At 68.4% G+C, this 12061-nt stretch carries 8 protein-coding genes; 5 read left to right on the plus strand and 3 right to left on the minus strand.

Annotated features, from left to right (window positions below; translation table 11 throughout):
* Positions 1 to 37: 37 nt before the first annotated feature.
* The 3 genes from ACFULQ_RS46090 to ACFULQ_RS46100 all read right to left on the minus strand — a co-directional run bounded on the left by ACFULQ_RS46090 (position 38) and on the right by ACFULQ_RS46100 (position 5064).
* The gene (locus tag ACFULQ_RS46090; protein ID WP_383556940.1) at positions 38 to 1594 is read right to left on the minus strand and encodes an alpha-L-arabinofuranosidase B; all 1557 of its coding nucleotides are present in this window, start codon (positions 1592 to 1594) and stop codon (positions 38 to 40) included.
* An 89-nt stretch (positions 1595 to 1683) separates the two neighbouring features.
* The gene (locus ACFULQ_RS46095; protein ID WP_383556943.1) at positions 1684 to 3117 is read right to left on the minus strand and encodes a glycoside hydrolase family 43 protein; all 1434 of its coding nucleotides are present in this window, start codon (positions 3115 to 3117) and stop codon (positions 1684 to 1686) included.
* Positions 3118 to 3642: 525 nt separating this feature from the next.
* Positions 3643 to 5064, minus strand: coding sequence for a non-reducing end alpha-L-arabinofuranosidase family hydrolase (locus ACFULQ_RS46100; protein WP_383556946.1), 1422 nt, complete (start codon positions 5062 to 5064; stop codon positions 3643 to 3645).
* A 978-nt stretch (positions 5065 to 6042) separates the two neighbouring features.
* Here ACFULQ_RS46100 and ACFULQ_RS46105 point away from each other — a divergent pair.
* From ACFULQ_RS46105 to yjfF, 5 genes are all read left to right on the plus strand, one after another.
* Positions 6043 to 7059, plus strand: coding sequence for a LacI family DNA-binding transcriptional regulator (locus ACFULQ_RS46105; RefSeq protein ID WP_383556960.1), 1017 nt, complete (start codon positions 6043 to 6045; stop codon positions 7057 to 7059).
* Between the two features lie 133 nt (positions 7060 to 7192).
* Positions 7193 to 8197, plus strand: coding sequence for an ABC transporter substrate-binding protein (locus ACFULQ_RS46110; protein ID WP_383556948.1), 1005 nt, complete (start codon positions 7193 to 7195; stop codon positions 8195 to 8197).
* 102 nt (positions 8198 to 8299) lie between these two features.
* Positions 8300 to 9850, plus strand: a complete 1551-nt coding sequence (locus ACFULQ_RS46115) for a sugar ABC transporter ATP-binding protein (RefSeq protein WP_383556951.1) — start codon at positions 8300 to 8302, stop codon at positions 9848 to 9850.
* Positions 9847 to 10956 (plus strand): ABC transporter permease, encoded by a 1110-nt coding sequence (locus ACFULQ_RS46120; protein ID WP_383556954.1) that lies wholly within the window; start codon positions 9847 to 9849, stop codon positions 10954 to 10956. The genes ACFULQ_RS46115 and ACFULQ_RS46120 overlap by 4 nt, the downstream gene beginning before the upstream one ends.
* Positions 10956 to 11981 carry a galactofuranose ABC transporter, permease protein YjfF gene (yjfF, locus tag ACFULQ_RS46125; protein ID WP_383556957.1) on the plus strand — a complete coding sequence of 342 codons (1026 nt, stop codon included), beginning with the start codon at positions 10956 to 10958 and terminating at the stop codon, positions 11979 to 11981. The genes ACFULQ_RS46120 and yjfF overlap by 1 nt, the downstream gene beginning before the upstream one ends.
* The last annotated feature ends 80 nt before the right edge of the window (positions 11982 to 12061 follow it).

Consider the following 12061-nt stretch of genomic DNA (forward strand, 5'->3'; position numbering starts at 1 on the left):
GCCCCGGTCCGGAGCCGCCCACGGGTTCGGGCCCTCGTCAGTTCCAGGGAGCCGCGGTGAGCCAGCTGGTGTCCTGGGCCCAAGACGTCGTGGAGTCCCAGGCGTTGGAGCCGCCGTTGCCGGCGATGTAGACCGTGTAGTTGTAGTGGCGGAGGTACTTCGTCGGGAAGTTGACGGACTGGAAGGAGCTGCCGACGCCGCTGTTGCCCGTGGTGGGGCAGAAGGTGGCGTCCTTGGCGAAGGCGCTGCCGCCGTCGTCGAAGTTCAGGTTGAGCTGGTAGTTGTAGTGGCGCAGGAACTGGCCGGGCTTGTCGACGGACTCGAACGACAGGCAGGAGGTGTTGGCCAGTCCGGCCCGGACGATCCAGGTGGCGTCGGCCTTGTCGGTGGCGGAGCTGGACGAGGTGATGTTGGAGATGACGACCTTGGTGTCGGCGTCGTTGTGGCGCAGGTAGTGCGAGGTGCAGCAGGGCGAGGTGGTGGCCTTGAGAGAGATCCGGGAGCCGGGGGTGAGGGTTCCGGTGCTGGTCGAGCCGCCGTCGTAGTTGACGGCGGTGATGTTGGCCTGGACGGCGTTCTCGGTGGCGTCCGACGGGTAGCCCTGGGTCATGACGCCTTCGTAGAAGGTGCCTTGGGCCCACTTGCTGTTGTCACCTCCGATGCCGAGGATGATCGCGCCTTCCTTCTGCATCGGGTTGTAGCCGGAGGCCGTGGGGCGTATTCCGTTGTAGAAGGTGGACAGGCCGCCCGACTGGGCGTCACCGCCGCGCAGGGCCCACTGGTTCGCGCCGCCCTTGAGCATGGCGGTCAGGAACCGGTGGTCGACGCTCGGGTTACCCGCGTTCAATCCGCGGTTGACCCCGGAGAACAGGCCGTTCTCCAGGTCGGCCATGACCCAGGGGCCGTTGCCGCTGCCCCAGCCCCAGCCCTTGTTGTTGCCGAAGTAGAGGGCCTCCATGTGGCCGTTGCCGGTGTCCAGGTTGTTGGTCTCGGCGTTGCCGTAGTCGAAGCAGCAGCCGCCGTTGAAGTGCTTGCCGTTGAAGATCGCGTACATGCCCTCGGGCTGGTCGCCGGTGGCGATGCCGTTGGTGTTGTTGTTGCGGTAGCCGGTGCCGGGGGCGATGTAGACGCCGTAGGCCTTGTGCCCGCCGACGATGACCGGGGCCTCGACGGCGTTGGCGAGGTTGTCGGGCCCGCCGGCGGCTCCTCCCCCGGGTGCCTGGGTGAGGTTGTTTCCCCTGGGCGATTGGTCGTAGATGACGGTGATGACGCAGCTGGTGTTCGCGCAGAAGGAGTCCTGCTGCGCGGCGTCGGCGTATCCGCCCGCGCTCAGCAGGCCGATGTCCTTGGTCGCGTTGTCGGAGGCGCGCCTGACCTGGTACAGCGGGCCGTTGTACGCCCCGTACAGGGCGCGGGTGGTGCTGTGTGCGGCGACGCAGGGGGTGTTGCCGGCGGCGTAGATGTCGCACGGCCCCTGGGTGGCGGCCTGCGAGGGGGCGGCCGTGGCGGTGAGCAGGCCGGCGGCGAGGGCGGCGGTGGCCCCTGCTGCCAGCAGTGTGCGTCTGACATGGCGTATCCACTGTTTCTTGATCATGAAGAACTCCTACACAGAGCGGAACGGAAGGTGAGAGGGCTCCTGGGTGTCGCCGTCTCACGGTGAGGCGTCACCGTGAGACGGCCGGGTCAGTTCGTCACGCGGAACGTGGCATCGCTGCGGGCAGTCGCCGTGGTGATCGGGTCGAGGCGCAGTTGGTAGGCGTAGTGGCGGATGTAGCGGTCGGGGTGGTTGTAGGACTGGAACGACGACCAGGCGGCGTCGGCGAGGCCGTCGACCTTGCGGAAGGTGGCGTCCGCGGCGAACTGGCTGCTGCCGTCGTTGAGGACGAGCTGGAAGTCGTAGTTGGCGTGGCGCAGGAAGTAGCCGGGGTAGTTCACCGACTCGAAGGAGACGGTGCCGGTGCCCGCCAGGCCGGGACGCAGCCGGAACCGGGAGTCGTCAGCGGGGGTGACGCTCGGGTCGATGCGTACGTCGAAGTTGGTGTGGCGGACGTAGCGGTCCTGGAAGTTGTACGACTGGAGCCGCTGCACGGGGGTGTTGGGCCAGCGGGCGAGTACGCGGCTCTCCTCGGCGGCCGTGAGGTTCATGATCCAGCCGTGCCGCTTCTTGGTGCCGCCCATGGTGTAGCTGGTCGACGCCGGCTTCTGGTAGGCGGCGGGGTCGGAGGGGTCGGTCGTGGTGACGGGCATGTAGCCGCCGTTGGTGGCGTACTGGTCGAGGTAGAGCGCCCACTTGTTGGTGCCGTTGAACTTCATCCACATCGGGCCCTCGACCATCGACCCGGTCAGGCCAATGCCGGAGAGGTCGCCGAGTTCGGTCCAGGTGCCGAGGATGGAGTTGCTGCCTTCGAGGGTGATCTGTCCGTCGCCGGAGGCCCGTACGTAGCGGTAGTTGCCGACACCCGGGGGCACTTCGATGATCTGGGTGTCGATGATCTCCTGGGTGCCAGGGCGGTCGATGTAGAGCTGGGGCGTGGTGATGCTGCGGAAGTCGCTGGTGTGGGCGGCGAAGATGCGGTGCTTCGTCGCGCCGTTGAAGGGCACGTTCGTGGCCCAGTACAGGACGTAGTCGTTGCTCGCGGGGTCCCAGATCGCTTCGGGCGCCCAGGCGTTGCGGCCGTCGGGGATCGCGCCGGCGACGTTGAGGAGCCACGGCTGCGACCAGGTGATCAGGTCGGTGGACTCCCACACGACGAGGTTGCGGCTGCCGTTGTTGATGGCGGCGTTCCAGTCCTGGCCGCAGCTGATGCACAGGTCGGTGGCGATGATCCAGTACTTGCTGCCGTCGGGGGATCGGACGAATGCGGGGTCGCGTACGCCCTTGGTGCCGACGGTGGAGCGCAGGACCATGCCGCCGCCGTTGAGGTCGTTCCAGTGCAGGCCGTCGGTGCTGTGGGAGAGGTACATCTGCTGGTTGGTCGCTCCCTCCCCGGTGAAGTGCACCATCAGATAGCCGGGGTCCACGGCGGCTGCCCGCTGGGGTGTGGTGAGGGCCTGGCCCGTGAAGAGGAGGCAGACGGCGAGCAATATCACCGTCAACCGGGCGCGGAGCGCGGTCATCAGATCTCCTGTCGGGTGCGGGTGCCACCGCCGGGCGAAGGGGGGAATGGGGTGGCGGGACGACTGGGTCTGGCAGGGGGCCCGGACAGCGCGTGGACCGGACGGAGGGATCCGAACGGCGGTGTTTCACCGCTGCGGCCAGAACTTTGGTGACGGCGGGTCAAGATGTGCGAATACGTGCGTCCGCTTGGGTGGGGCGGTTGCGGCGCGGGGCCGGGTGTCTGTGCGTCTCAGCGGACGTGAAGGCGTGTGAGGTGCGTGGCGCTTCGGCCGGCAGCCTTCACGAGCAACCCGCTGTCCCATCAAGCGAGTTGAACGGTATTTCGAACACTGTTCGTGAAATCGGGCCGAGGTTAGATCCGGCAAAGAGAGTGCGTCAACACGTCCGACACGTCCGATTTACCGAACGTACCCCTGGGCAATCCGGCACCCACCCGGCCCCCTGGAGTCGGCCCGCCGTCCGCATCTCGTCCGCGCGGCGTCGGCAGGCCTCACCACATCGCGATCACCGTGTGATCAGGCGGGTCAGCGCTGCAGAGTGAGCAGGCCCGGCCGGTACGGCAGCCTCTCGTAGGGGGTCGAGCTCGGTGTGCTGGGATCCAGGCCCTGGTAGAGGAACTGCAGGTTGCAGGGGTCGATGGTCATGGTCTGGTCGGGGTTGTTGCGGACCAGGTCACCGTGGCTGATGCTGTTGGTCCAGGTGGCGCCGCTGTTGGCCTTGCCCGCGAAGGGGTTGGACTCGGTGGCGGCCTGCGCGGTCCACGGACCGTTCAGGCTGGACGCCGTGAACGAGCGGAAGAAGCGGTCCTCGTTCACACCGCGAGCCTCGACGATCATGAGGTACTGGTTCTGGCCCTGGACCTTGTAGACCTGCGGCGCCTCGAACAGGTTCTTCACCGTGTCGGTCATGACCGTGGTGTACGAGGAGCCGAAGCTGCCCGGGAAGTTCCCGATCGGGATCGTCGACTTGAAGATGCGCCCGTTGTCATTGGCGAAGAACAGGTACATGTTCTGGCCGTCGGCGATCAGGGTCGGGTCGATCGGGCCGCCGCTGGGGAGGCTGCCGGTGAACAGCGCCTGCGGCGCGGACCAGCCGTTGGGGTTGGTGGGGTCACTGGACGTGCGGTAGGTGAAGGGCCAGGCAGTCCCCCACCCCAGTGAGGCCATCACCCAGATGTTCTTGGGCGCGAAGTAGAACACCTGGGGCGCCACCGCGGACGAGTTCATCGCCGTCTGGGTGGCCGTGGACATGTCCGACCAGTTGGTGAAAGGGGCGAAGCCCATCGAGTGCCAGTTGCCGTCGGAGTACGTGGCGTAGACCAGATGCTTGCCGTTGTACACCGTGGTGGTGAAGTCCTTCAGCGAGAGCCACCCGTTGGCCGGCTGCGCCAGCGGACCGCTCGAGGTCCAGCGGTAGGCCGACGGAAGCGCGCACGAGTTGGACGCGCCGGACAGACCGGTCCACTTCTGGTTGTCGCTGCCGGCACAGTTCCAGAGCTGCACCGCCGTGCCGTTGGCCGTGGCGCCGCCCGACACGTCCAGGCACAGTCCGGACTCCACGGCGACGATGGTGCCGTCGGAGTTCGCCCGCCACTGCTGGTTGGTGCCGCCGTTGCAGGACCAGATCACCGGCCGGGTGCCGGCCGTGGTGGCGTGGCCCGGAACATCCAGGCACTTGTTGCCGTACACGGTGAGCTGGTTGGTGTCCGTCAGCGTCCACTGCTGGTTGGTCCCGCCGTGGCAGTCCCAGATCTGCACGTTCGTGCCGTCGGTCTGGGCGGCGCCCGACACATCGAGACACCGGCCCGAGGCAACGCCTCGCACGGCGCTGGTGGTGGCCGCCTGCGCCGGGCCGGCGACGAGCATCGCACCCAAGAAGGCCAGGGCCGCGACCGTGGCGGCGAGCACCACGGGCAGAGGTTTGCACCGGCAAGTGCGTCTGAGCATGGGGAACCTCGTCATCCTCGAGCGAGCGGTTCTCGCGGCCTCATCGGACGCTGTGCGATTGCCGACGCGATGCGGCTCAAGCGGCGCGTTCGGTATATCGGACACAGGTCGGAATATCGAGCAGACTGGATGATGAGAGAACCAGCGAGTGCCGTCAATAGTTCACGCACGATTCGCACACCTCGGCATGGGCCGGGCTGGTGCGACAGAGGGATCGCACCTCCGCGCTCCCAACACGGGCGTCCATCCCGTGCGTTCGGCCAGGCATGGATGTGGCGCGCCGGTGTGGACCTGCCTGGGCAACGGTGCGCAACGAGTGCCGTCCGCCGACGCGAACTTCCCCCCTCCCCCCCCACCTGCGCGACCCCGAAGGTGGCCGGGTGCGCGGGAGTTCGCCTTCCGATGCACAGCATGCAAGGAGAGCCTCCTCCAGGAACGACCCGGCGAGACCATCGCCTTCAGCCCGCGCACCGACCGTCTGCGCATCGCACCGGTTCCCCGGAGCGGGAGAGAGCGGCCCCCCAGCGGATCGGCGCGCCGGCCCGTCGCACGCAAGCTCGCTTCCCGGGCCGGGCCGCCGACACCGCTCGAACTCCGCCCGCCGAAGCCGAGCATTACTCAACTTCGCTGGTCCGAGCGGTGGTTGAGCGTCCTTGGACGGGCTTCCAAGCAACTCCAGCCACCAGGCGCGTTATTCAACCGTGACGCGGTTCCACTGCAGCCCTCTTGACCGCCATGAATTGTTAGCGCTCACAATGGCGTCCGCATTCACCGGTCGGCGTCCGACGTCAGCGCGGGAGGTTTGAGCGTCGTGCCCGAAGTGCCCCAACAAGCCAGTCACAACAGTGCTGTTGGGCGCACGGACAGCACGGAGTGAAACCGGCCGCGCGGAAACCGCCGCCCCCGAACCAGGACCCGCCCGCAGAACACCGCCAAGGAGGTGCGACCGTGTCAAAAGCCCAAGTGCGGCCGCCCACCATGGCCGACGTCGCCCGCCGGGCCGGCGTCTCCCACCAGACCGTCTCCCGCGTCCTCGGGGATCACCCCAACGTGCGGGAGGAGACCCGGGCCAGGGTGCTCCGCGTGATCGAGGAGATGGGCTACCGCCGTAACTCCTCGGCCCGGGCCCTGGCCACCCGCCGCACCCGGACGCTCGGCGTCATCGCCTCCAACACCACCCTGTACGGGCCGGCCAGCACCCTGTTCGCGCTGGAGGACGCGGCGCGCGCCGAGGGCTACATCGTCTCCACCGTCAGCCTGCGCGAACTGACCAAGACAACCCTCTCCGAGGCCCTGGACCACCTCAGCGACGGCGGGGTCGAGGGAGTGGTGGCCCTCGCCCCCCAGCGCTCGGCGGTGGACGCCCTCGCCGAACTCCGCAGCCCCTTCCCGGTGGTGGTCGTGGGCAGCGGACAGGGCATCGACACCCCCAGCGTCGGCGTGGACCAGCAGCTGGGGGCCCGCCTGGCCACCCGGCACCTGCTCGCCGTCGGTCACCGGACGGTCTGGCATCTCGCCGGCCCGGAGGACTGGCTGGAGGCAGCCGACCGGGAGGCCGGCTGGCGGGCCACCCTGGAGGCAGCGGACATCGAACCGCCCCCGCTGCTGCGCGGCGACTGGAGCCCGCCGTCGGGCTACCGCGCCGGGCAGGAGCTGGCCGGCTGGGTGGGCCGGGGGCTGACCGCCGTCTTCGTCGCCAACGACCAGATGGCACTGGGGGTGCTGCGGGCGCTGCGCGAGGCCGGGGTGCGGACCCCGCAGGACGTCGCGGTGGTCGGATTCGACGACATCCCGGAGTCGGAGTTCTTCGCGCCGCCCCTGACCACCGTCCGGCAGGACTTCTCGGCGGTCGGGAAGCAGGGCATCGCTCTGCTCCTGGAGATGATCGAGGGCCGGCCCCCCGGCACCCCGTCCCCGATCGCGATCGAGCCCCAACTCGTCGTACGCGCAAGCACCTTCCCGCACGCCGCCCCACCCGAAGGCGTGCCCCTCTGACGGATCCGTAGGCCGCACCGCCCCTCCGTGTGGCCGAAATACCGAACAACGATCGACAGACTGGACGCGGTGCGGCCGGTCCCCAAGAACCAGCAGGTCCGTCCCCGGGCCGGCTCCCCAAAAGGAGAAGAACATGCTCAGCAGAAGGAACTTCCTCACCGCGGCGGTCGGCGTGGCGGCGGCGGGCGGCCTGGCGGCCTGCGCGAAGAAGGACGAGAGCTCTTCCGGCTCGTCCTCCGCGGGCAGCAAGACGATCACACTCGGCTTCTCCCAGGTCGGCGCGGAGAGCGGCTGGCGCAGCGCCAACACCACCTCGGTGAAGGACGCGGCCAAGAAGGCCGGCTACAACCTGAAGTTCTCCGACGCCCAGCAGAAGCAGGAGAACCAGATCTCCGCGATCCGCAGCTACATCGCCCAGAAGGTCGACGTCATCGCCTTCTCGCCGGTGGTCGTCACCGGCTGGGACGCCGTCCTCAAGGAGGCCAAGACTGCCAAGATCCCGGTGGTCCTCACCGACCGCTCGGTGGAGACCTCGGACGACTCGCTCTACGTCACCCTGGTCGGCTCCGACTTCACCGACGAGGGCCGCCGCGCCGCCAAGATGCTCGCGACGGTCGTCCAGAAGGCCGGCCTCAAGGGCACGGTGAAGATCGCCCAGCTGGAGGGCACCACCGGTGCCGCCCCCGCCATCGAGCGCGCCAAGGGCTTCAAGGAGGTCATGGACGCCGAGCACGCCGGCGACTGGAAGATCGTCGTCAGCCAGACCGGTGACTTCACCCGCGCCGGCGGCAAGCAGGTCATGGCGGCCTTCCTGCAGTCCAACCCCGACATCAACGTCCTCTTCGCGCACAACGACGACATGGCCATCGGCGCCATCCAGTCCATCGAGGCCGCCGGCAAGAAGCCCGGCAAGGACATCCTCATCGTCTCGATCGACGGTGTGAAGGACGGCTTCGTGGCCATGTCCGAGGGCAAGATCAACGGCATCGTCGAGTGCAACCCGCTGCTCGGCCCCCAGCTGATGGAGGTCGTGAAGAAGGTTCACGACGGCCAGCCGGTCGAGCGCTGGATCAAGACCAAGGAAGGCGACTTCCTCCAGGACCAGGCCAAGGCCGCGCTCCCGACCCGCCAGTACTGACCCACGGCACCCACCGGCGGGGAGCCCCGCGGCCGACCGAACACCATCGGTGCCGGCGGCGGCTCCCCGCGGAGCTGAACCAATCTCACAAGGAGCGCTGCCATGGCAGAGCCGCGGCCCGTCCTGGAAATGGCGGGCATAGTCAAGGAGTTCCCGGGGGTACGGGCTCTGTCGGACGTCGACTTCCGGCTCTTCCCCGGCGAGATCCACGCCCTGATGGGCGAGAACGGCGCGGGCAAGTCCACCCTGATCAAGGTGCTCACAGGGGTCTACTCCCTGGACGGCGGCACCATCACACTGGACGGCGAGTCCGTGCGGTTCGCCAGCCCGCTGCAGGCCCAGCAAGCCGGCATCAGCACCGTCTACCAGGAAGTCAACCTCTGCCCCAACCTCTCGGTGGCGGAGAACATCTTCATCGGCCGCGAACCGACCCGCATGGGCCGCATCCAGTGGAAGCGGCTGCGCCAGGAGGCGGCCCGCCTGGTGGACCGGCTCGGCCTCGACATCGACGTCACCGCCCCGCTGTCCTCGTACCCCCTGGCCGTGCAGCAACTGGTGGCGATCGTAAGGTCGTTGGGGATCGGCGACGACGAAGGCACGGGGAGCGGCGGCGGGCCGGGCACCAAGGTGCTCGTCCTCGACGAGCCGACCTCCAGCCTCGACCGCGACGAGGTCCTGCAACTCTTCGCCCTCATGCGGCGGCTGAAGGACGAGGGCGTGGCGATCCTGTTCGTCTCGCACTTCCTCGACCAGATCTACGAGGTCTGCGACCGGATGACGGTCCTGCGCAACGGCACGCTCGTCGGCGAGCACCTGGTGAGCGACCTCGACCAGGTCGGCCTCGTCCAACTGATGCTCGGCAAGGCCATGGGCCAGCTGGAGGAGCTGCACGAGCACCAGCTGCGCTCCGACGCGGGCGAGACCCTGCTGAAGGCGGACGGACTCGGCCGCACCGGCAGCATCGCCCCGTTCGACCTGCAGATCGACAAGGGTGAGGTGGTCGGCCTCGCCGGACTGCTCGGCTCGGGCCGCACCGAACTCGCCCGACTGCTCTTCGGTGCCGACCACCCCGACAGCGGCACGGTCACCGTCGACGGCAAGCAGGTCTCGCTCAGCGCCCCGAACGGCGCGATCGCCGCCGGGGTCGCCTTCTGCTCCGAGAACCGCAAGACAGAGGGGCTGGTGCCTGACCTGACGGTCCGGGAGAACATCATCCTGGCCCTCCAGGCCGCCCGCGGCTGGACCCGGCCCGTCCCGCCCGCGCAGCGCGACGAACTCGTCGCCAAGTACATCAAGGCCCTCGACATCCGCCCCGCCAACCCCGAGGCGAGGGTCGGCCAGCTCAGCGGCGGCAACCAGCAGAAGGTACTGCTGGCCCGCTGGCTGATCACCCAGCCCAAGCTGCTGATCCTCGACGAGCCCACCCGCGGCATCGACATCGGCGCCAAGGCCGAGATCCAAAAACTCGTCGTCTCGCTCTCCGAGGACGGCATGGCCGTGCTGTACATCGCCGCCGAGCTGGAGGAGGTGCTCCGCCTCAGCCACACCATCGCGGTGCTGCGCGACCGACGGCTGGTGGCGCGGATCACCAACGGGCCCGAGATCACCACCAGCAAGATCCTCGAGACCATCGCGAGCGGAGAACACCAGTGACCACCATCTCCCGCTGGCGAGCACTGACGCACCACCAGCTGTTCTGGCCGGTCGCGGTCCTGATCCTCCTGCTGCTCGTCAACGTCCCGTTCACCCCCGACTTCTTCTCGATCAAGATGACGGACGGCCACCTCTACGGCAGCCTCGTCTCGATCGTGCTGTTCGGATCGCCCCTCATCCTGGTCGCGCTCGGCATGACCCTGGTCATCGCCACCGGCGGCATCGACCTCTCCGTCGGCGCCGTCGTCGCCATCACCGGCGCGCTGACCTGCTCCTACATCAGCGACCAGGCCGACCAGGACGCCCTGTCCGGGGTGCTGCTCGCGATGGGCCTGGGGCTCGTCGCCGCGGTCGTCTGCGGCCTGTGGAACGGTTTCCTCGTCGCCCGGATGGGCATCCAGCCGATCATCGCCACGCTGATCATCATGGTCGCCGGGCGCGGTGTCGCCCAGTTCATCACCGACGGCCAGATCATCACCATCAACAGCGAGCCGTACAAGCTGATCGGCGGCGGCTACTGGCTGACGCTGCCCTTCTCCATCTTCGTCGTCGCCGTGGTCGTGGCCGTCACCGTGGCGCTGACCCGCCGTACCGCCCTCGGCCTGCTCGTCGAGTCGGTCGGCGGCAACGCCGAGGCCAGCCGGCTCGTCGGCATCAGGTCCAGCCGCATCAAGATCATGGTGTACGTGTTCTGCGCCCTGTGCGCCGGCATCGCGGGCCTGATGATCAGCTCCAACACCTCCGCCGCGGACGGCAACAACGCCGGCCTGTGGATCGAGCTCGACGCGATCCTTGCCGTGGTGATCGGCGGCACCTCGCTGCTCGGCGGCCGGTTCTCCATCGGCGGCACGGTGGTCGGCGCCCTGGTCATCCAGACCCTGACCACCACGATCTACACCATCGGCGTCCCCACCCAGACCAACCTGGTCTTCAAGGCCGCCGTCGTCATCGTCGTCTGTCTGCTCCAGTCCCCGAAGTTCCGCGCCAAGGTCTTCGGCGCGAAGTTCGGCGCGAGGTTGGGTACCAAGAGCGGCGCCCGGCCGGCCGCCGCCCCGGCCGACCCCGCCTCGCCCGCCGACGCCGCTCCCAAGATGGAGGTGTCGTGATGACCACGACCACCCAGAGCCCCCCGGCCGCCCCGGACAGCCGTACGCCGTCCAGGGCCGCGCGGCTGCTCGCCGACCGGCGCCTGCCCGTGGCGGCCACGGCCCTGCTCTTCCTCGCCATGTACGGCGTGGGCCTGACCCGCTATCAGTTCTACGGGTTCGCCGAACCGCAGGTCTTCCTGAACCTGTTCATCGACAACGGCTACCTCCTGGTGGCCGCGGTCGGCGTCACCTTCGTCATCCTGTCCGGCGGCATCGACCTCTCGGTCGGCTCGGTGATCGGCTTCACCACGATGTTCACCGCCTGGCTGGTGGAGCGCCAAGGGCTGCCGCTCGCCCTTGTGATCCCGCTGGCCCTCGCCGTCGGCGCGTTCGGCGGCTTCCTGATGGGCTATGTGATCCACAACTTCGAGATCCAGCCCTTCATCGTGACCCTCGCCGGCCTCTTCCTCTTCCGCGGCCTGTGCCTGGTCATCAGCAAGGAGTCGATCTCCATCAGCGACTCCGGGGTCAGCACGATGGCCCAGGCGCAGGTGTCGCTCGGCATGGGCTTCCTGTCGATCGGCGCGGTCGTCTCGCTGGTCGTCCTCGCCATCGCCTTCTACGTCCTGCACTACACCCGCTTCGGGCGCCGGGTGTACGCCATCGGCGGCAACGAGCAGTCGGCCCTGCTGATGGGGCTCCCGCAGGGCGGCACCAAGATCGCGGTATACACGGTGAGCGGCTTCTGCTCGGCGCTCGCCGGCCTCCTGTTCACCCTGTACATCCAGTCCGGCGACCCGCTGCACGCGACCGGCATGGAACTCGACGCGATCGCCGCGGTCGTCATCGGCGGCACCCTGCTGACCGGCGGTTCCGGCTATGTCCTGGGCACCCTCTTCGGCGTCCTCGTCCTCGGCCTGATCAAGAGCCTCATCCAGTTCGAGGGCACCCTCAGCTCCTGGTGGACCAAGATCGCCACGGGTGTGCTGCTCTGTGCGTTCATCCTGATCCAGCGCTTCATGACGACCCGTAAGAAAGCCTGACCCGCAGGGCCGGCGGACAACGGCGGAGTTCCGGCGCACGGGTGCCGTGCGCCGGACCTCCGCCGTTCGCCGGAACCGGG

The sequence above is a fragment of the Streptomyces sp. NPDC057253 genome (genome assembly GCF_042669125.1).
Lineage (GTDB): Bacteria > Actinomycetota > Actinomycetes > Streptomycetales > Streptomycetaceae > Streptomyces.

Bases quoted from the DNA above. Each gene is read 5' to 3' on its own strand.
- ACFULQ_RS46090 (WP_383556940.1), bottom strand. From the start codon at position 1,594: ATGATCAAGAAACAGTGGATACGCCATGTCAGACGCACACTGCTGGCA.
- ACFULQ_RS46095 (WP_383556943.1), bottom strand. From the start codon at position 3,117: ATGACCGCGCTCCGCGCCCGGTTGACGGTGATATTGCTCGCCGTCTGC.
- ACFULQ_RS46100 (WP_383556946.1), bottom strand. From the start codon at position 5,064: ATGCTCAGACGCACTTGCCGGTGCAAACCTCTGCCCGTGGTGCTCGCC.
- ACFULQ_RS46105 (WP_383556960.1), top strand. From the start codon at position 6,043: ATGGCCGACGTCGCCCGCCGGGCCGGCGTCTCCCACCAGACCGTCTCC.
- ACFULQ_RS46110 (WP_383556948.1), top strand. From the start codon at position 7,193: ATGCTCAGCAGAAGGAACTTCCTCACCGCGGCGGTCGGCGTGGCGGCG.
- ACFULQ_RS46115 (WP_383556951.1), top strand. From the start codon at position 8,300: ATGGCAGAGCCGCGGCCCGTCCTGGAAATGGCGGGCATAGTCAAGGAG.
- yjfF (WP_383556957.1), top strand. From the start codon at position 10,956: ATGACCACGACCACCCAGAGCCCCCCGGCCGCCCCGGACAGCCGTACG.